Raw genomic sequence first — 19,706 nt, forward strand, 5'->3', positions numbered from 1 at the left:
GACCATGCATGGCCAGTGGCTTGAGGATAGTGCGCGCCGTTTTCGGTCGCATTGGACTGGCATTTTCCCCGGCACTGGAGCCGAGCGCAAACACCGTCGCGCACCATCATGCCGCAGAAGTTACTGAATCAGCTTCCAGTTTTTGTAGAAAAACCGACGCAGGGTAAAGACTGCTCCGGCAAAGCCCGCGATCAGGCCGTTGAGCACCGACGGCACCAGGGTTGGCCGCACGATGTCGATGAACAGGCAGTAGCGCTTGGCGTCGTTCTTGTTGAAGGAGGCATGCATCAGCGTGTCATCGAAGATAAACAGCGGATCATCGTGCCAGTAGTGTTTGTGCTTGCCGACCTGGATGTAGACGCCGTCGTGATGGGGCGCCGGTGCCATGTTGTAGAGCACGCGGAACATCATGCGCAGCGGGCCGAAGTGAAACGAGGTGGAACGGTTTTCGTTGAATACCGACACGCCGATGGTTTTCACGTAGGGCAGTTTTTCCCGCAGTTGCGGGATATCCAGGGTGGTCTCGATCGGGCGGCCGTACCATTGGAAAAACAGCATGCCGCGTTTTTTCTCGGCCATGCGCTCATCCAGGTACTGGATGATCTCGTCTTTGTTGGCCATGGCGTCGTCGATCACCTTTTGCAGGTCTTCGCGCCAGGCGGGCGGCAGGTCGTTCATTTTATAAACGTGGCGATTGCGCTGGCTCAACAGGTCAAACAGCGTGTTGAACGGCGCCAGCAACCAGGTATTGCGGCCGTTGCCGATGAAATACTTCTTGATGGTCGCGCCGTCGTACAGGCCATTGCGCAGGAAATCGTACAGGCCGCAGAACACCACCAGCATCAGAAACACCAGGGTGGTCTTGGGGAAGCAATAAATGAACAGCAAGACGCCAAGGACCCATGCGGCGGACGCCAGGCGTTTGCGGATGACACTCTTACTCATGAAACTGGGCTCCATCAGACGGTTTTCGATTGCTTCAAAACCGTCCGCGGTTGACTGGCAGGCCAGGCAAAGGAGTCAGTCAACCCGTGGGCATCATGCCCGAGCCGAAACATATCGAAATAATATGGTCATGATAGGGTGTTATCGCCCTCACGTGGCGTTTTAAATGCTGGAAATTTGTGAAGTCACTGCACAGATTTTTACCGCTGTCCCCCTAAAATGCCTCGGCGGATGGCCAGGCTGGCGGTGTTGCGGATAGCATTTTGTGAACAGAAGATTTGCGACTATCGTGACGCTTCGGTTTTCCGGGCGTCATAGACCCGTACGATTGACGCTGTAATGGCCACCATTGGCCTTCGGCACCTTGGAAGAGGCAGAAATTTTATGATCATCAAACCGCGGGTTCGTGGCTTTATCTGTGTGACCGCTCACCCGGTTGGCTGTGAAGCGAATGTCAAAGAGCAGATCGACTACGTGACCGAACACGGTGCCATTGAAGGCGGCCCGAAAAAGGTGCTGGTCCTCGGGGCTTCCACCGGCTACGGCCTGGCCGCGCGCATCAGCGCTGCCTTTGGCTGCGGCGCCGACACCCTGGGCGTGTTTTTTGAGAAAGAAGGCGAAGAAGGCAAGCTCAGCTCTGCCGGCTGGTACAACAGCGCCGCCTTCGAGAAGTTTGCGCTGGAAAAAGGCCTGTACGCCAAGAGCATCAACGGCGATGCGTTCTCTGACGAGATCAAGCGTCTGACCATCGAAACCATCAAGAAAGACCTCGGCAAGATCGACCTGGTGGTCTACAGCCTGGCCGCGCCACGCCGTACCGACCCGCAAGGCGTGGTGCACAACTCCACCCTGAAGCCGATCGGCAAGGCTGTGACCCTGCGCGGCATCAACACCGACAAGGGCGTCGTGGTCGACACCACCCTCGAACCGGCCACCCAGGAAGAAATCGACGGCACCGTGAAAGTCATGGGCGGCGAAGACTGGCAGCTGTGGATCGACGCCCTGCGTGACGCCGACGTGTTGGCCGAAGGCGCCAAGACCACCGCATTCACCTACCTCGGCGAGAAGCTGACCCAGGATATCTACTGGAACGGCTCCATCGGCGAAGCCAAGAAAGACCTGGACAAGAAAGTCCTGACCCTGCGCGAAAACCTCGCGGCACTGAAAGGCGACGCCCGTGTGTCGGTACTCAAGGCAGTAGTGACCCAGGCCAGCTCGGCGATCCCGATCATGCCGCTGTACCTGTCGTTGCTGTTTAAAGTGATGAAAGAGCAGGGCACCCACGAAGGTTGCATCGAGCAGGTCTACGGCCTGTTCAAGGACAGCCTGTATGGCAAAGAGCCAAAGCTCGACGCCGACGGCCGCCTGCGCGCCGACCTCGCGGAACTTGAGCCTAAGGTTCAGGACGCGGTAGCGGCCCTGTGGAATCAGGTCTCCGATGACAACGTCAACGAGATCAGCGATTTTGCCGGCTACAAGGCGGAATTCCTGCGCCTGTTCGGTTTCGAGATCGATGGCGTGGACTACGACGCTGACGTGAATCCGACCGTGAAGATCAAGGGCCTGATTCAGGCTTAAGCGCTTGCGGTAACGAAGAAGCGGCCTCCAGGGGCCGCTTTTTTGTGCGCGTCATGCCAGACTGCGGCCGTTATCACACCCACGCTAACGGAGGATCTACATGACGATTCGTGCAGTCGTTTTTGATTTCGGCGGTGTCCTGTTCGACTGGAACCCGCACCATCTCTACCGCCAGCTGATTACCGACGACCGGGAGCGCCAACGGTTCCTGGACACCGTCTGCACCCAGGCCTGGAACACCGAGCAGGACGCCGGGCGCAGTCTGGCTGAGGGCACCCGCGCGCTGATCGCCGAACATCCGCAGCACGAGCCTTTGATTCAGGCGTACTACGACCGCTGGCACGAGATGCTGCGTGGTTCATTGCCGGAGGGCGTGGCGATCCTCGAAGCGTTGCATGAGGCGAAGATGCCGCTGTTCGGCCTGACCAACTGGTCCGCCGAGACCTTTCCCTATGCCCGCGCCCACTATCCCTTCCTGCAGTATTTTCGCGACATCGTGGTGTCCGGCGAAATCAAGCTGATCAAGCCCGATCCTGCGATTTACCACGCCAGCCTGGCGCAGGTACGCGCCCATTTGCCGGATATCCAGCCGGGTGAAGTGGTGTTTATTGACGACGTAGCCGGCAATACCGAGGCGGCTACTGCGCTGGGTTGGCAGGGGATTCACCACGTGTCTGCCGCGCAGACCCGTGAGCGCTTGATCGAGCTGGGGGTGAGCCTCTAGCGCGCCCATTTCTCCATGACGAAATCCACGAACGCCCGCAGCTTGGGCAGGCGATAGCGGTCCTGGGCGTACAGCAAATGCATGGGCCGGCTGGGCAGTTGGTAGTCCGTCAGTAATGCCACCAGTTTACCGGCCCGCAGGTCTGGCTCGACCAGGGCGTCAGGCAGCATCACGATGCCCATGCCTTCCAGGGCAGCCTGGCGCAAGGCCTGCGAACTGTTGATGGTCAATGAGCCGGAAACCGGAATTTCCACTTCGCCCTCTGCGCCGCGCATTCGCCACAACTTGTCGGCGTTGCGCCAATCGTCGGTCGCCGGGTAAGCGAACGCCAGGCAGTCATGTTGCTGCAGATCGTCGGGGCGTTGAGGTGTGCCACGGCGCGCCAGGTACTCCGCAGAGGCGCAGAGGGTGATGGTGTAATCCTGCATGGGGCGGGCAATCAGGCTTGGCGCGTCCAGGTCGCCCAAGCGGATGGCCACGTCGAACCCGCTGTCGACCATGTCCATCCGCTGGTTGCTCAGCACCACGTACAGCTTGATCTGTGGGTAGCGCTGGGAAAATTCGCTGAGCGCCGGTGCCAGGCGTTCGGTGCCAAAGGCCGGTGGTGCGGTGATCCGCAGCAGGCCCTTGGGTACGTCACTGTTGGCTTGTTCGGCCATCTGCTCGGAGTCGGCCACCAGGCCCAGCACCTCCAGGCAACGCTGGTAATAAATCCCGCCAAACTCGGTCAGGCTTTGCTTGCGCGTGGTGCGCTTGAGCAGGCTGACCCCCAGCCTTTGTTCCAGCGCGCGCAGGTGATTGCCGACCATGGTGGTGGACATGCCGCACGCCTGCGCTGCCGCCGTCATGCTGCCGGCTTCCACCACTTTTACGTACACCGTCATCGCCTGGAACAGATCCATTATCAAGTCCTGGTTTAAAGTGATCGCAGTGTTGTGCAGTTTATCCAGCTCGGGTGGCTAACGATACTGGTGCCATCACTACGATGCACTGGAGCCTGATGCCATGACCGCCGCCTGCCTGATGACCACTTATCAACCGTCGCCCCTGAGCTTTACCCGAGGCCTTGGCACGCGCCTGTGGGACCAGCAGGGCCGTGAATACCTGGATGCGGTGGCAGGTGTGGCGGTGACCAACGTCGGTCATTCCCATCCGCGGCTGGTAGCGGCCATCAGTGAGCAGGCCGGTTTGCTGCTGCACACCTCCAACCTCTACAGCATCGACTGGCAGCAGCGCCTGGCCCAGCGCCTCACCCGGCTTTCCGGGCTGGACCAGGCGTTCTTCAACAACTCCGGTGCCGAAGCCAACGAAACGGCGCTGAAGCTGGCCCGGCTGCATGGCTGGAAAAAGGGCATCGAACAGCCGCTGGTGGTGGTGATGGAGAATGCCTTTCACGGGCGCACCCTGGGCACCCTGTCCGCCAGCGACGGGCCTTCCGTGCGGTTGGGATTTCAAAAACTGCCGGGGGACTTTATCAAGGTCGGCTTCGGTGACTTGAAGGCACTGGAGGCCGTGACCCGGGAGTTTGGCCCGCGCATTGTTGCGGTGCTGCTTGAGCCGATCCAGGGCGAAAGCGGCGTGCAAGTCGCGCCGCCGGGCTATCTGAAAGCCTTGCGCGAGCACTGCAGCCGGCAAGGCTGGTTGTTGATGCTCGATGAGATCCAGACCGGGATCGGCCGCACGGGGCGCTGGTTTGCTTTCCAGCATGAAGGCATCGTGCCGGACGTGATGACTTTGGCCAAAGGCCTCGGTAACGGTGTGCCGATTGGCGCGTGCCTGGCCCGGGCCGCTGTTGCGCAACTGTTTACCCCCGGCAGCCACGGCAGCACCTTCGGCGGCAACCCGTTGGCCTGCCGCGTCGGTTGTACGGTGCTGGAGATCATCGAAGAACAGGGCTTGCTGGACAACGCGGCGCAACAGGGTGAGCGGCTGCTGGCGCGCCTGCGGGTGGAATTGAACGAGCATCCCCAGGTGCTGGCGATTCGCGGGCAGGGGCTGATGATCGGCATCGAACTGGCAACGCCTCACCGCGACCTGGCCCAGCGCGCGGCGCAAGAGCATGGCCTGCTGATCAACGTCACGCGGGGCAAGATCATCCGCCTGCTGCCGCCGCTGACCATCGATGCCAAGGAAGTGGAGATGATCGTGCGCGCACTTTCCCGGCTTCTGGACTAAACACGGATGAGGCTGACGCGGAGCGTCACTGGCTACATTCCCACGCAGAGCGTGGGAACGATCAGTCAAACGGGGTAGCCGGAGCCCACCTGCACCCCGTTCAGCCATTCCTGATTCAGGGTCTCGGTATCCCCCAGGTAATCCAGCAACCAGGCCATGGCCGGCGACAGTTTGTTCTGTGCCCAGGCCACGCACGACGGGCTGGCAGGGAAGGGCCGGGAAAGTTGCAGGGCGCTCAGCTCGCCGCGCTCGATCCACGGCTGCACCAGGTGCGCCGGTGCCATGCCGACGCACAGGCCATCCCGCAGGCAATCAATCGCCGAAGCCCAGTGCGGCACCACCAAACGACGCTGGTTATCCAGGGTCCAGGTGTCGCGCTTGGGCAGGTTGCGCGAGGTGTCGGTCATGCACAGGGAGGCGAAGGGCCGCAGTTGGTCATCGCTGAGCAGGCCTTCGACCGCTGCCAGCGGATGCCGGCTGCTGACCACGCACAGCCAGTTCAGCAGGCCCATGTCACGAAACGTGAATTGACTGGCCACCGGCACCGCGCTGGTGGCGCCGATCACGATATCGGTGCGGTCATCGGCCAGGGCATCCCACACCCCGTTGTACACCTCGTAATCCAACAGCAATTCCACCTCCGGGAACTGCCGATAGAAATCCAGTACCAACTGCCGGCAGCGCTGCTGTTTAACGATGGAATCCACCGCGACTTTCAACTGGCCACTCCAGCCATTTGCCACTTGCTGGCACAGCCGGCGGGTGCCGAGCATTTTTTTCATGACGCCGCGGGCTTCGTCGATGAACAATTTACCTGCGGGTGTCAGCTCCACATCCCGATGCCGTCGGACGAACAGCGGCACCGCCAGCCATTCTTCAAGTTGCCGCACGGTGTAGCTGATGGCTGACGGCACGCGGTGCAGTTCCTGGGCGGCGGCGCTGAAGCTGCCGTGGCGGGCCACTGCATCCACCACATCCAGGGAATATTCAGACCACATGGGGTTTGCCTTCAAAATTATTGATAAGAGTGTCCAATTATTATCGCTTCACAGGGATTTGCTCAGCTTCATAATAGGCGCCAGTCAGCAAATAGTTTGATGGCAGGTTATACAAGGCTTCAATGAAAAATTCTTTTGGATTCACCTGGTACCTGGCGGGGCTGAGCATGCTCGGCTATCTGGCCATGGATATGTACTTGCCGGCGTTTGGCGCCATGGGCGAGCAACTGCAGATTTCCCCCGGCGCGGTGGGCGCGAGCCTGAGCATTTTCCTCGCCGGCTTTGCCGTCGGGCAGTTGCTGTGGGGGCCGCTGTCCGACCGGTTGGGACGCAAGCCGGTGCTGCTTACGGGCCTTTCCCTGTTTGTGCTCGGCTGCCTGGGGATGTTCTGGGTCGAGACCGCACCGCAGCTGTTGGCCTTGCGTTTTGTCCAGGCGATTGGCGTGTGTTCCGCCGCCGTCAGTTGGCAGGCGCTGGTGATCGACCGCTACCCGGCGGACAAGGCCCATCGGGTGTTCGCCGGCATTATGCCGCTGATGTCACTGTCTCCGGCCCTGGCGCCATTGCTGGGAGCGCTGATGCTGAATCACTGGGGCTGGCAGGCGATTTTCGGTGTGTTGTTGGTGGTTTCGCTGCTCCTGCTGCTGCCTACGTTGTTTCTCAGGCCGCTGCCGAAACGCCTGACAACCGACGGCGAACCGTCCCGAATCGGCTATGGGCAATTGCTCAAGTCGCGGGTGTTCACCGGCAACGTGATGATCTTTGCCGCATGCTCGGCCAGTTTCTTCGCCTGGCTTACCGCCTCGCCGTTCATCCTTGGCGGGATGGGCTACAGCCCGAATGACATCGGCTTGAGCTACGTATTGCCAACGCTGTCGTTCCTGATCGGTGGCTACAGTTGCCGCAGTGCGTTGCAGCGGCTCCAGGGCAAGACTTTGTTGCCGTGGCTGCTGCTGGCGTACTGCATCAGCATGGTCGCGCTGTACCTCGTCGCGACCTTGACCGTGCCGACGCTCGCCACCTTGCTGATTCCGTTCTGCCTGATGGCCCTGGTCAATGGCGCCAGCTACCCGATCGTGGTGGCGAATGCACTGATGCCGTTTGCGGAAAATTCCGGCAAGGCGGCGGCATTGCAGAACACCTTGCAGTTGGGGTTGTGCTTCCTGGCGAGCCTGATCGTGTCGTCGATGATCGACCAGCCGCTGTTGATCACTGCGATCGTGATGCTGGCGACCGCGCCATTGGCCGTGTTGGGCTACTGGCTGGCGCGACCGAAGGTCGACGATGGCGATGCCGACCTGGTGCGCGCCCGCTAGAACGTCACTTCCATGTTCACCGTCGGCGTTGACGTGCGGCTACCCCGGCCGCCGTCCACGCCGAACTTGTTATGCCAATACTCATAGCCGACGCCCAGGTAGAGATTGGGCTTGACGCCTTTGCCCGGACGCACCGCCACCATCAGCGCGGTGCGCATCAGGGTTTCCGGCGCGGTGTCGCGGCCATGGAAGTCTTCGCCCTTTTCCCCGACGTGATTGATAAACCCCTGAAACTTCGCCCCGTGGTTGCCGATCTCGAAAGGCCGCATCCAGGTCAGGTTGAGCATGTAGGTATCGTCGAAGGTGTGATCGGGGTCTTTCGCGCCAGGGATGCCGGAATGGTTTCTTTCCTTGTAGTACATCAGGCTCAGGTCCAGCACGCCGACGGTGTTGAACTTCAAGGTCGGGCCAATCACCAGTGCGCGTTTTTTCGCCGAGGCCAGGTTGTTGTTGCGGTTGGCGTCAAAGCCGAAGGTCAGTGCGTAATCCTTGATCACCCCGGTGCCCAGCGGCACATCGAATACCCGTGAGGCGTACAGCTGGTGCCGGTAAACCGCATACACTTCGCTGCCGCCGTGGTCGGTACCCTTGCGCGGGTCGCGGCTGTCGGACAGGAACACATCGAGGTTCAGGTAGTTGCTGCCGTACTGGTAGCCGCTGGCGTGGGTGAAGCTGTAGATGCGCTTGCTGAATTCATCCGGGTTGTTCGGGTTGGTGAACTGTTGCCCGTAGCGAAATCCTATGCTGTTGTTCATCCATTCCAACGCGACAGCCTCCCCGCCGCCGAACAATGTGAGTAATACGGTTGCGCCGTGCAGTGCCTTTTTCATTGTTTTAATTCCTTTGGCGTTTTGGCTCATGGCGACCGCGCAAGGGTCGCCGGGCGCAGTATCGGCACATCCGTTGTGGGTTCCAAAGAACAGAATCTCGCCTGGGCCGATGCCGAAACGGCAGCACTGAAATTGGCCTGAGAGTCAGGAAATACGCGGCGCCCAGGGTGTTTCCTGATGTTCGCGCAAACTGATTTCTTCACTGAGCAGATGGGCCATGGCTTGCACCGCCATCGGCAAGTCCCGGTCTTTGCGGGCGTACAGGCCCAGGTCGCTGAAGATCCCGCCCTGGTCGCTGAGCGGAATGTGCAGCAGTTCGCCGCGGGCTAAATCCACCTCCACGCCAATGCGCGTCTGGAACGCGATGCCCAGTTGCTGGCGCGCCAGTTGCCGGGCCAGCTCCATCGAGTTGCTGTGCAGCAGTGGCTTGTTCGTCGCCGCCGAACGCTTGTGCAGCGGTGCGATCAGGTGGTGAACCGAGAGCTCGCTCTTGGCCTGGATCACCCCGTGTTCACAGCAGCGCGCGTAACTCACGCTGGTTTCACCGGCCAACGGATGCCCCGGCGCCATCAACGCCCCCAGGCGGAAATGGCCGACACACACCTGGATGGTTTCGCTGCTGCGCGGTAAGGCAAAGGCCAACCCCAGGTCAGCCTGGCCGTTGACCACCGCACCGGGAATCGATTGCGAACCTTGTACCGTGACGCCAATAGTCACTTTCGGATAACGCTCACGCATGCGCTTGAGAGCGGCGGGCAGCAGTTCCACAGTGGCGCCCTCCACCGTGGCGATTTCCACATGGCCGGTCTGCACGCCGTTCAAGCCATCCAGTTCACCGCGCACGCGTTCCACATCCTGCAACAGGAAACTCACGTGGCGGGTCAGGATTTCCCCGGCCGCCGTCAGGCGCAGGCCGCCGGGCAGGCGCTCGAACAGCGCCGCACCCACCTCGTCTTCCAGCTTGAGGATCTGCCGGTTCACCGCCGAAGACGCCACGTTCAGGCGGCGCGCGGCTTCGCGGATCGAGTGGCAGCGGCGAACCATGTCGAAGTAGTAAATCGCCGGGGCGTGGATGCGCAGCTTGCGGTTGAGCATTTTTTTCAAGTCCTTGTGCGCAGCGCTTCGAGCCACGGGGCAGGGCGGCTGAATGGATTTTTGTAACGGCATTCAGGGTGTTCTTGTGAAAATGATTGTATACAACTCTATGGACATCCAATCTTTCTATTGCATACAGTGAGTGCACAACAAAAACAGAGAACCCCTCACCATGACTATCCCGAAGGCGTCACCGCAGCGGCCAGAAGATGAGAATCTCGGCGTCGCGGCCAACATGGCTTACGGCCTGCAGCATGTGCTCACCATGTACGGCGGCATCGTGGCTGTACCGTTGATCGTCGGCCAGGCGGCCGGGTTGTCGCCGGCCGATATTGGCCTGCTGATCGCTGCCTCGCTATTTGCCGGAGGCCTGGCTACGCTGTTGCAAACCCTGGGCCTGCCGTTTTTCGGCTGCCAGTTGCCGCTGGTGCAGGGGGTGTCCTTTGCCGGGGTGGCGACTATGGTGGCGATTGTTGGCAGTGATGGTGCGGGTGGCATCCCGGCGATTCTCGGGGCGGTGATGGCCGCCTCCCTGATAGGCCTGCTGATCACCCCGGTGTTCTCGCGAATCACCAAATTCTTCCCGCCGCTAGTCACCGGGATTGTGATCACTACCATCGGCCTGACGTTGATGCCCGTCGCCGCCCGCTGGGCCATGGGCGGCAACAGCCGCGCCGCAGATTTCGGCAGCATGCCGAACATCGGCCTGGCGGCGCTGACCCTGGTGCTGGTATTGCTGCTGAGCAAGATCGGCAGCGCGACCATCTCGCGGCTGTCGATCCTGCTGGCGATGGTGATCGGCACGGTTATCGCGGTGTTCCTCGGCATGGCTGACTTCTCCAGCGTGACCCAGGGCCCGATGTTCGGCTTTCCCACACCCTTCCATTTCGGCATGCCAACCTTCCATCTCGCGGCGATCATTTCCATGTGCATCGTGGTCATGGTGACGCTGGTGGAAACCTCGGCGGACATTCTGGCGGTGGGTGAAATCATCGACACCAAAGTCGACTCCAAGCGCCTCGGCAATGGCCTGCGTGCGGATATGCTGTCGAGCATGTTTGCGCCGATCTTCGGCTCGTTCACCCAGAGCGCGTTTGCACAAAACGTCGGGCTTGTGGCGGTTACCGGGGTCAAGAGCCGTTATGTGGTCGCCACCGGTGGGATATTCCTGGTGATCCTCGGCCTGCTGCCGTTCATGGGGCGGGTGATTGCGGCAGTGCCGACTTCGGTGCTGGGCGGGGCCGGGATCGTGCTGTTCGGCACCGTGGCTGCCAGTGGTATCCGGACCTTGTCCAAGGTTGATTACCGCAACAACATGAACCTGATCATCGTCGCCACTTCCATCGGTTTTGGCATGATCCCGATTGCAGCCCCGAGTTTCTACGATCACTTCCCGAGCTGGTTCGCGACCATTTTCCATTCGGGGATCAGTTCGTCGGCGATCATGGCGATCCTGTTGAACCTGGCGTTCAACCACTTCACCGCGGGCAACTCGGACCAGCAGTCGGTATTCGTTGCCGGGACGGAACGCAGCCTGTGCTTCCAGGACGTGGCGGCGTTGCGGGACGGGGATTACTTCAGCGGCGGCAAGCTGTTTGATGCCGAGGGCAAGGAGATTCCGTTGCTGGAGGAAGTGCCGAAGAAAGCGGCGGTGCACGGCAGGGCGCAGACCAGCGAGGTGTAACAGCCACAAAGAGTCCAATGTGGGAGCGGGCTTGCTCGCGAAGGCGGTGTGTCAGTCGCTAAATATGCTGACTGATCCACCGCCTTCGCGAGCAAGCCCGCTCCCACATTTTGATCTCAGCCAGTCTTGAGCGTTCTGTGGGGCACCGAACAAGCCTCATCCAAAAACTGCACCACTGTCCCCATGCACGCCTGTCGCTCTTCAACATGCGGCATGTGGCTGGAGTCTTCAAACAGCGCCCAGCGCACATCGGCGATCTCATCCAGGAACGGCTTGACCACCAGCGGCGTGGCCTCGTCATGGCGACCGGAAATCACCAGGGTCGGCACATTGACCTTCGACAGCCGGCCGATCACGTTCCAGTCTTTCAAGCTGCCAATCACATGGAATTCCGTCGGGCCGCTCATGGCGTGATACACCGTCGGGTCCGAATCCACCTGGGCGAATGTGCGGGCGACTTCTTCCGGCCACGGATTGACCCGGCACACGTGCTGGTCATAGAAAATCCGCGAGGCGGCCAGGTACTCAGGGTCCTGGTAGGTGCCGGCCTGTTCATGCTTGAGCAAGGTCTCGTGCACGCCTTCAGGCAGTAGCTTGCGCAGGCGGTTGGCCTCGGCAACCCAGGTACGCATGCAGGTCGGCGAGTTGGCCGGAATAAATGCACGCAGGCCCTTGGGTTGCAGGATGGCGTGTTCGCTGCCGAGCATGCCGCCCCAGGATTGACCCAGGATCGCGTAGTTGTTGCTGATCTGCAGATGGTCCAGCAGGTTGTCCAGTTCTTCGAGGAACAAGCCGACGGTCCAGAATGAAGGGTCTTTGTCAGGCAGGTGGGTGGAGCGGCCGTTGCCCAGTTGGTCGTAGTGAATGACCGCGTGGCCACTGGCGGCTACGTCCTTGTAGGCATCGACATAATCATGGGTACAACCCGGGCCACCATGGAGGATGACCAGCGGCGTGAGGCCGCTGTCCAGGTTGCCGGTTACCCGATACCAGGTCTGGTAGTCGCGAAAGGCCGCATAGCCTTCGCGGATTGTTTCGATGAATTCCATTTCGTGCCCTGCCCTGAGAAAAAGTGATCAGGTACACGATAGTCGGCACAGAAAGTTTAAGTAACTAGCAAAACAGCTAGGTTTTTCCTTCGGATCAGTCTTCCAGCAGCCGGTAATGAGTGGCCCTTACCACCGCTTGCACCCGGTTCTTGGCCCCCAGTTTGTGCATGGCCGACGCCAGGTGCAGGGTAACCACTGCCAGGGAGCGGCTCAATTGCGTGGCGATTTCGGCGGCGGTCAGGCCGTCGGCGGCCCATTTCAGGCATTCGCGCTCACGCTTGGTCAGGCGGATATGCGGGTAGGAGCGCAGTTCCTTGCTGAAAAGCGGGTAGGCCGCTTCCTGCAAGGCGTGGGTAATCAGGCTGAATTCCGACAGCGTCTGGCGGGCGTCCTGCAACACGGCGCTGGCCTTGCCGGTGCGCAGGCCGGTCAGCGAGGCGAAGCCGCCACGGGGCAAATGGATCGGCACGCTGACGCCGCAGGTCATCTGGCGGTCGTGCAAGTAGCTGGAAACCGGGGCGTGGCAGGGGTCGATGATTTTTTGCAGCGCGGTATCGGTCTTGGCCTCGTAGGACCACACAAATGGTGAAACCGTCGACAGTGCGAGGTGTTGCACCGGATCGATCTGATAAAAACCGGAGCTGCACCACAGGTTGTACCAGTCGGGCGGGGTATTGCGCAGTTGCAGCACAGAAGGGGTGATCAGTGCACCATTATGGTCAATGGGCACGGGGGTGTAGTCGTAGACCAACGCATCAAAACCCAGGTCCTGGGCCAATACGAGGGTGTTGTCCATCTGTTCATCCAGGCTCCTGCCGGGGATGAGACGGTCATTAAACGCAGTTAGCCTGGCCAGCATCCGTTCTGCTCCCGATTTCATTTGAATCTCGTCTTGCTGCAAGTAGAATGCCACGCCCCGGCGAAGGACTGCCAGACCAAACCTATAAGAATTACCAGGTTATGGACACGCGGCATCCTCGGTAGTGTTGGCCTCTAAACGGCCACTCTCCACAGGGCCGACACACAACAAGGAATGTATGCATGTGGCGTGAAATTGCCCCCGACCAGCGGTACAACGTGCAGGTCGATGGCCACAACCTCGTGGCCTATAGCTTTGGCGAAGGCGATGAAGTGTTGCTGTGCCTCAATGGCGGCCCCGGGCTGCCTTGCGACTACTTGCGCGACGCCCATGGCTGGCTCAAGGACAACGGCCTGCGAGTGGTTGCATTCGACCAGCTTGGCACGGGCGCTTCAGCCAGACCGACCGATGTTTCGCTGTGGGAAATCAGCCGTTATGTCGAAGAAGTCGAAACCGTGCGCCAGGCCCTTGGCCTTGGCCGCGTGCACTTGCTGGGGCATTCCTGGGGCGGATGGTTGGGCATCGAGTACGCCATTCACTACCCCGATGCGCTGAAAAGCCTGATCCTGGAAAACACCGTCGGCGACATTCCGCACCTGTCCCTCGAGCTGGAACGCCTGCGCGGCGCCCTGGGCAGCGAAACCGTGGCGATGATGCAGCGCCATGAAGCCATGGGCACCCTCGATCACCCGCAGTACCAGGCCGCCATCACCTTGCTCAACTACCGCCACGTCTGCCGCCTGGACGAATGGCCGGCGCCGGTCCAGCGTTCCCTCGGCGACTGGAACATGGGCCCCTACGAAACCATGCAGGGTCCAAACGAATTTCTCTACATCGGCAACCTCAAGGACTGGAACCGCATCCCCGAGATGGGCGAGTTCAAGATGCCGATACTGATCACCACCGGCCAGCACGACGAACTGACCCCGGCCTGCGCCATGCGCATGAAAAGCGCGGCCCGGCACGCCGAGCTGCACGTGTTCCCCAACAGCAGCCATATGCCGTTTTACGAAGAGCCCCAGGCATACTTCCCGGTGCTGCTGGACTTCCTCGCTCGTCATCGAGGCTGACGGATGAACCTGGCGCGTTACCGTTTTGTGCTGTCCCGGCCGCTGCAATTGCTGCCGGTGCTGTTTGGCATCAGCCTGATCACCTTTGTGCTGGTGCGCTCGATTCCCGGCGACCCGGCGCGGGCCCTGCTGGGTTCGCGCAGCACCCCGGACGCCTTGCTGAAGATCCGCGCCCAGTATGGCCTCGACCAGCCGCTGTGGCTGCAATATTTCTACTTCCTGAAAAACCTGCTCAAGGGCGACCTCGGCCAGTCACTGCTGTACAAGGTCGACGCGCTGAAACTGATCGTCACCCGCATCGAGCCGACCCTGTTCCTGGTGCTCGGCAGTGTGCTGCTGGCGCTGTTGATCGCCGTGCCGCTGGCCACCGTGGCCGCGCGTAATAAAGGTGGCTGGGCGGATAACCTGATCCGGCTGTTCACTACGGTGGGCCTGGGCATGCCGGCGTTCTGGCTGGGCTTGATGCTGATCCTGTTGCTCAGCGTGCAATGGGGCCTGTTTCCGGTCTCCGGGTATGGGCGCACCTGGCTGGACAAGGCGCACCACATGGTTCTGCCGTGCCTGACCATCGCCCTGGCGCTGTCGGCGGTGCTGGTGCGCAACCTGCGGGCGAGCATGTTGATGGAATTGCAGGCTGACCACGTTACCGCCGCCCGGGCGCGCGGGTTGTCGGAGGCGGCGGTGTTTCGTCGTCATGTGCTGCCCAATTCCCTGGTGCCGGCGGTGAACCTGCTGGCGGTGAACATTGGCTGGCTGATCAGCGGCACGGTGGTGATCGAAAGCCTGTTTGCGATTCCCGGCATCGGCCAATTGCTGGTGCGCGGCATCTTCACCCGCGACTACATGGTGGTGCAGGGCGTGGCGATGGTGCTGGCCTGTGCCACCGTGCTGGTCAACTTTGTTGCCGATGTGGTGACGGTCACGCTGGACCCGCGAGTGAAGATGCAATGAGCAGCCGCCCATTGATCGCCCCATGGCGCCTGCGCCTGCGCTTTGGTTTTCGCAATGGCCGGCTGACGGCGGCCTGGGGCCTGTTGATTCTGCTGACATGGCTGGCGCTGGCCGTGTTCGCCCCCTGGATCGCACCCTTTGATCCGATTGCGCAAAACACCGATATCAGTTTGCTGGGCCCCAGCCAGGCCCATCCATTTGGCACGGACAACTACGGGCGAGACATCCTTTCGAGGGTGATCTGGGGTGCACGCATCGACCTGCAACTGGCGGTGGTGGGGGTGATCTTTCCGTTCCTGATCGGCACCTTCGTCGGTGCGGTGTCTGGCTACATCGGCGGGCGTTTCGACAGCTTCTGCATGCGGGTGATCGACGTGATCCTCGCGTTCCCTTTCCTGGTGCTGATGCTGGCGATCATGGCCATTCTCGGCCCGGGTTTGAAAAGCTTTTACATAGCCATGGCGCTGGTGGGCTGGGTGTCCTACGCGCGGCTGATCCGCTCGCAGATCCTGGTGCTCAAGGAAAGCGACTTCGCCCTGGCCGCCAAAAGCCTGGGCTTTGGCCATGGGCGCATTCTGTTCCGGCATTTGTTGCCCAACGCGATGTTCGGTTCGATTGTGTTCTCGATGTCTGACGCAGTGCTGGTGCTGCTCAACGGCGCAGCGGTCAGCTACCTCGGCCTGGGCGTACAACCGCCGACCGCCGAGTGGGGCACCATGGTTGCCGAAGGCCAGGCGTTCATCACCACCGCCTGGTGGATTTGCACTTTCCCGGGCCTGGCCATCGTGACCCTGGCCATGGGCTTCAGCCTGCTGGCCGATGGTGTGGCGCAAGTGCTGGGGGATCGCTCATGAGCCTGTTGCAGGTGCAGGACCTGAGCGTCATCGCCAATAACACCGGGCGCGACGTAACGTTGGTGGACCGGGTGTCGTTCGACCTGGCCGAAGGTGAAATCCTCGGCCTGGTGGGCGAAAGCGGTTCGGGCAAGACCATGGCCTGTCGCGGGCTGATGCGCTTGCTGCCGTCCCCGAGCCTGCGGGTGCAGGGCGGTTCGGTGCGCCTGGCGGGCCAGGACCTTCTGCAGCTGGATGACGCCGGCATGCGCGCGGTACGCGGTGGGCAACTTGGGATGATTTTCCAGAACCCCAGTAGCCACCTCGACCCGTTGATGCGCATCGGCGAGCAGATCGCCGAAGGCATCCGACTGCACCAGGGCGCGTCGAAAAAGGAGGCGCGCTTGCAGGCTATCGAAGTGCTGCGCCAGGTCGGCATTCCCGATCCCCAGGCGCGGATCGACAATTACCCCCACGAGTTTTCCGGCGGCATGCGCCAGCGGGCAATGATCGCGGTGGCCCTTGGCTGCAATCCCAAGGTGCTGATTGCCGACGAACCGACCACCGCCCTCGACGTGACCGTGCAAGCCCAGATTCTGCGGCTGTTGCTGGACCTGCGGGACCAGCGTGGCCTGTCGATCATCATGATCACTCACGACCTGGGCGTGGTGGCGCAAACCTGCGACTCCATCGCCGTGATGTACGCCGGGCGCCTGTGCGAACACGGCAGCAAATACGAGCTGCTGGCACACCCGCAACACCCTTACACCGCCGGCCTGATCGAGTGCCAGCCCGCCACCAGCAGCGGCCACGCCCTGTTGCGCACCATCGCCGGCCAACCGCCATTGCTCGACGCATTGCCCAAGGGCTGCCGGTTCAACCCGCGCTGCCCGCAAGTCGGCAGCTTGTGCACCGAGCTGCTGCCGGAAGGCGCGCGGGTGGCCTGTCACTATCCCCTGGGAGTTCGCCCATGACGTTGTTGCAGGTGAATGACCTTGAGGTGCGTTTTGCCGCCGCCGGCAGCGGCCTGTTCGGCCTGAATAAACAGTGGGTGAGGGCGGTCAACGGGGTGTCGTTGACCCTGGCCGCCGGTGAAACACTGGGTTTGGTGGGCGAGTCCGGCAGCGGCAAAAGCACATTGGGGAGGGCGATCCTGCACCTCAACCCCATCAGCGCCGGGCAGGTGGTGTTTGACGGCATCGACATGGCCCACGCCGGGCCGGTCGATATCGCCCGTTTGCGGCACGAGACGGCGATGATCTTCCAGGATCCCTACGCGGCCCTGAACCCGCGGCTGACCATCGGCGAAACCATTGCCGAAGTCCTGCGGGTGCAGCGCAAGGTGGCGTCGGAAAACATCCCACGCCGGGTCGACGAATTACTCGATCTGGTAGGCCTGCGCCCCGAGCTTGCCAGCCGCAAGCCCGGCTCCCTGAGCGGCGGCCAGTGCCAGCGCGTCGGCATTGCCCGGGCGCTGGCGGTGGAGCCGCGGCTGATCATCGCCGACGAATGCGTGGCTGCCCTGGATGTGTCGATCCAGGGCCAGATCATCAACCTGCTGCTGGAACTGCAACAGCGCATGAACCTGGCGATCCTGTTTATCGCCCACGACCTGGCCATCGTCCGCCGCCTGTGTGATCGGGTGGCGGTGATGTACCTGGGGAAAATCGTCGAGGAAGGCCCGGTGGAGGCAGTGTTCACCACGCCCCGTCACCCCTACACGGCGGCGTTGATCCAGGCGATCCCGGAGATTGATCCGTACCGCCCGCTGCCCAGCGAGCCTTTGCCGGGCGAGCCACCCAGCCCGTTGAGACTGCCCAGCGGTTGCGCCTTTCACCCGCGTTGCCGACATGCACGCGCCGTGTGTGCCGAGGTATTGCCGCCGACTCACGTTGTGCAAACGCATCGGTACAGTTGCGTGCTTGAAGAACCTTTGCTTTGAACCCTTCCTGCCGATCATGAACAACCGCCGTTATAGACAAGGAGTTATGACATGCAATCCCGTCACTTGAAGTTGCTCGCCGCCGCCACACTCACCGCCTGGTCGCTGACCGCCGGTATTGCCCACGCCGCAGGTGTGCTGACCATCGGTTGCCGCGAAGACAGCACCACGTTTGACCCGATCAAAAGCGCGCAGAACCGCGATACCTGGGTGTTCGCCAACGTCTACGACACCCTGGTACGCGTGGACAACCTGGGCACCAAGATGGAACCGGGGCTGGCCGAAAGCTGGGACATTTCCAAGGACGGCCTGACGTACACTTTCAAGCTGCGTGCCGCGAAGTTCTCGGATGGCTCGCCGATCACCGCCGAAGACGCTGCCTTCAGCCTGTTGCGCATCCGCGACAACAAGGCCTCGCTGTGGAGCGACCCGTTCAGCCTGATCAACACCGCCAAGGCCAGCGACCCGCAAACCCTGGTAGTGACCTTGAAAACCCCGGCGGTGGCCTTCCTCTCGCAACTCGCTTCGCCGACGGTGTCGATCCTGTCGGAAAAGGCCATGACCCAGATGGGCGAAGACGCCTACTCGGAAAACCCGGTGACCTCTGGCGCGTTTACCGTGGGCGAGTGGCGCAAGGGCGATCGGGTGATCCTGAAAAAGAACCCGAACTTCTGGCAGGCCAGCAACGTCAGCCTGGATGGTGTGGAATGGGTCTCCGTCACCGACGACAACACCCGCATGCGCATGGTGCAGAACAACGAGCTGGACACGGCGATCTTCGTCCCGTTTTCCCGGGTTGAAGAGCTGAAAAAAGACAAGAACGTGGTGGTGCACTCCGACCCGTCTACCCGTGAAGATCACCTGTTGATCAACCACGCCCACGGCCTGCTGGCCAAGACGGAAGTGCGCCAGGCGCTGGACATGGCCATCGATAAACAATCGCTGGTGAAAACCGCCACCTTCGGCCAGGGCACCGTGGCCTATTCCTACATCCCAAAAGGCTCGCTGTACCACTACGCCAACAACCTGCAACGCCCGTATGACCCGACCGAAGCCAAGAAGCTGCTGGCGGCTGCCGGCGCCCAGGACTTGAAGCTCAACTACGTGGTCAACGCCGGCAACGAAGCCGACGAGCAGATTGCGGTGATGATCAAGGATCAACTGGCCAAGGTCGGTGTGACGGCCAACCTGCAAAAGGTCGACCCGACCCAAAGCTGGCAGATGCTGGTGGACGGCGATTACGATATTTCGGTGATGTACTGGACCAACGACATCCTCGACCCGGACCAGAAGACCACCTTCGTGCTGGGCCACGACACCAACCAGAACTACATGACCCGCTACAAGAACGACAAAGTGAAGGACCTGGTGGCGGCCGCGCGGATCGAGGCGGATCCGGTCAAGCGTGAGCAGATGTACGTCGACCTGCAGAAAATGGCGAAACAGGATGTGAACTGGATCGACTTGTACTACAGCCCGTACATCAACATCTCACGCAAGAACGTGAGCAACTTCCTGCAAAACCCGTTGGGGCGCTTCACGCTTGAGGAAGTGGTGAAGAACTAAGTTCTAGAGATCACCGCAATACAAATGTGGGAGCGGGCTTGCTCGCGAAGGCGGTGGATCAGTCGATATCTCTGTTGACTGACACTCCGCC

At 61.2% G+C, this 19,706-nt stretch carries 18 protein-coding genes; 11 read left to right on the forward strand and 7 right to left on the reverse strand.

The annotated features are described in order from the left end of the window. Nucleotides 1–120: 120 nt before the first annotated feature. Nucleotides 121–945: an aspartyl/asparaginyl beta-hydroxylase domain-containing protein gene (locus AC3WKX_RS24230; protein WP_003218865.1), complete on the reverse strand. Its 825-nt coding sequence runs from the start codon at nt 943–945 to the stop codon at nt 121–123. 384 nt (nt 946–1,329) lie between these two features. Between AC3WKX_RS24230 and fabV the strand changes: the two genes are divergently transcribed. Together fabV and AC3WKX_RS24240 are read left to right on the forward strand one after the other, a co-directional pair. Continuing rightward, nucleotides 1,330–2,523, forward strand: a complete 1,194-nt coding sequence (fabV, locus tag AC3WKX_RS24235) for an enoyl-ACP reductase FabV (RefSeq protein ID WP_003218863.1) — start codon at nt 1,330–1,332, stop codon at nt 2,521–2,523. A 100-nt stretch (nt 2,524–2,623) separates the two neighbouring features. Then, entirely contained in the window at nt 2,624–3,247 is a 624-nt protein-coding gene (locus AC3WKX_RS24240; RefSeq protein WP_102605621.1) for an HAD family hydrolase, read from the forward strand. Here the strand turns inward: AC3WKX_RS24240 and AC3WKX_RS24245 are convergent. Beyond that, nucleotides 3,244–4,149, reverse strand: a complete 906-nt coding sequence (locus tag AC3WKX_RS24245; RefSeq protein ID WP_102368413.1) for a LysR family transcriptional regulator — start codon at nt 4,147–4,149, stop codon at nt 3,244–3,246. The two genes, AC3WKX_RS24240 and AC3WKX_RS24245, sit on opposite strands and share 4 nt — an antisense overlap. A 103-nt stretch (nt 4,150–4,252) precedes the next feature. On the opposite strand from AC3WKX_RS24245, the gene AC3WKX_RS24250 reads away from it, so the two are divergent. Beyond that, nucleotides 4,253–5,422: an aspartate aminotransferase family protein gene (locus tag AC3WKX_RS24250; RefSeq protein ID WP_102605620.1), complete on the forward strand. Its 1,170-nt coding sequence runs from the start codon at nt 4,253–4,255 to the stop codon at nt 5,420–5,422. A 65-nt stretch (nt 5,423–5,487) separates the two neighbouring features. On the opposite strand, the gene punR is transcribed toward AC3WKX_RS24250, so the two are convergent. Then, entirely contained in the window at nt 5,488–6,420 is a 933-nt protein-coding gene (gene punR, locus AC3WKX_RS24255) for a DNA-binding transcriptional activator PunR (protein ID WP_003218855.1), read from the reverse strand. Between the two features lie 122 nt (nt 6,421–6,542). Between punR and punC the strand changes: the two genes are divergently transcribed. Beyond that, complete coding sequence (gene punC, locus AC3WKX_RS24260; protein ID WP_102605619.1) at nt 6,543–7,736, forward strand: purine nucleoside transporter PunC; 1,194 nt, start codon at nt 6,543–6,545, stop codon at nt 7,734–7,736. On the opposite strand, the gene AC3WKX_RS24265 is transcribed toward punC, so the two are convergent. Together AC3WKX_RS24265 and AC3WKX_RS24270 are read right to left on the reverse strand one after the other, a co-directional pair. Further along, entirely contained in the window at nt 7,733–8,566 is an 834-nt protein-coding gene (locus tag AC3WKX_RS24265; protein ID WP_102605618.1) for a nucleoside-binding protein, read from the reverse strand. The two genes, punC and AC3WKX_RS24265, sit on opposite strands and share 4 nt — an antisense overlap. Nucleotides 8,567–8,710: 144 nt before the next feature. Beyond that, nucleotides 8,711–9,661 carry a LysR family transcriptional regulator gene (locus AC3WKX_RS24270; RefSeq protein ID WP_102605617.1) on the reverse strand — a complete coding sequence of 317 codons (951 nt, stop codon included), beginning with the start codon at nt 9,659–9,661 and terminating at the stop codon, nt 8,711–8,713. 172 nt (nt 9,662–9,833) lie between these two features. On the opposite strand from AC3WKX_RS24270, the gene AC3WKX_RS24275 reads away from it, so the two are divergent. Then, nucleotides 9,834–11,345, forward strand: coding sequence for a nucleobase:cation symporter-2 family protein (locus AC3WKX_RS24275; protein WP_010176247.1), 1,512 nt, complete (start codon nt 9,834–9,836; stop codon nt 11,343–11,345). A gap of 116 nt (nt 11,346–11,461) precedes the next feature. Here AC3WKX_RS24275 and AC3WKX_RS24280 read toward each other — a convergent pair whose 3' ends face one another. Both AC3WKX_RS24280 and AC3WKX_RS24285 read right to left on the reverse strand, forming a co-directional pair. Beyond that, nucleotides 11,462–12,394 (reverse strand): proline iminopeptidase-family hydrolase, encoded by a 933-nt coding sequence (locus AC3WKX_RS24280; protein ID WP_102606483.1) that lies wholly within the window; start codon nt 12,392–12,394, stop codon nt 11,462–11,464. 94 nt (nt 12,395–12,488) lie between these two features. Further along, complete coding sequence (locus AC3WKX_RS24285; RefSeq protein WP_102606484.1) at nt 12,489–13,253, reverse strand: LuxR family transcriptional regulator; 765 nt, start codon at nt 13,251–13,253, stop codon at nt 12,489–12,491. Nucleotides 13,254–13,435: 182 nt separating this feature from the next. On the opposite strand from AC3WKX_RS24285, the gene AC3WKX_RS24290 reads away from it, so the two are divergent. The 6 genes from AC3WKX_RS24290 to AC3WKX_RS24315 are packed head-to-tail and all read left to right on the forward strand — an operon-like array spanning nt 13,436 to nt 19,615. After that, complete coding sequence (locus tag AC3WKX_RS24290; RefSeq protein WP_102606485.1) at nt 13,436–14,323, forward strand: proline iminopeptidase-family hydrolase; 888 nt, start codon at nt 13,436–13,438, stop codon at nt 14,321–14,323. A gap of 3 nt (nt 14,324–14,326) precedes the next feature. Next, on the forward strand, nt 14,327–15,274 hold the full coding sequence (locus AC3WKX_RS24295) for an ABC transporter permease (protein ID WP_003218838.1): 948 nt from the start codon (nt 14,327–14,329) through the stop codon (nt 15,272–15,274). Continuing rightward, nucleotides 15,271–16,128, forward strand: coding sequence for an ABC transporter permease (locus AC3WKX_RS24300; RefSeq protein ID WP_003218837.1), 858 nt, complete (start codon nt 15,271–15,273; stop codon nt 16,126–16,128). The genes AC3WKX_RS24295 and AC3WKX_RS24300 overlap by 4 nt, the downstream gene beginning before the upstream one ends. Further along, the gene (locus tag AC3WKX_RS24305; protein WP_102368420.1) at nt 16,125–17,081 is read left to right on the forward strand and encodes an ABC transporter ATP-binding protein; all 957 of its coding nucleotides are present in this window, start codon (nt 16,125–16,127) and stop codon (nt 17,079–17,081) included. Before AC3WKX_RS24300 ends, AC3WKX_RS24305 begins: the two co-directional genes overlap by 4 nt. Next, a complete protein-coding gene (locus tag AC3WKX_RS24310; RefSeq protein WP_003218833.1) occupies nt 17,078–18,049 on the forward strand; it encodes an ABC transporter ATP-binding protein in 972 nt (323 codons plus the stop codon). The genes AC3WKX_RS24305 and AC3WKX_RS24310 overlap by 4 nt, the downstream gene beginning before the upstream one ends. Before the next feature lie 51 nt (nt 18,050–18,100). Continuing rightward, nucleotides 18,101–19,615: an ABC transporter substrate-binding protein gene (locus AC3WKX_RS24315; RefSeq protein WP_102606486.1), complete on the forward strand. Its 1,515-nt coding sequence runs from the start codon at nt 18,101–18,103 to the stop codon at nt 19,613–19,615. Nucleotides 19,616–19,706 lie beyond the last annotated feature (91 nt).

The sequence above is a fragment of the Pseudomonas sp. GP01-A4 genome (assembly GCF_058780865.1).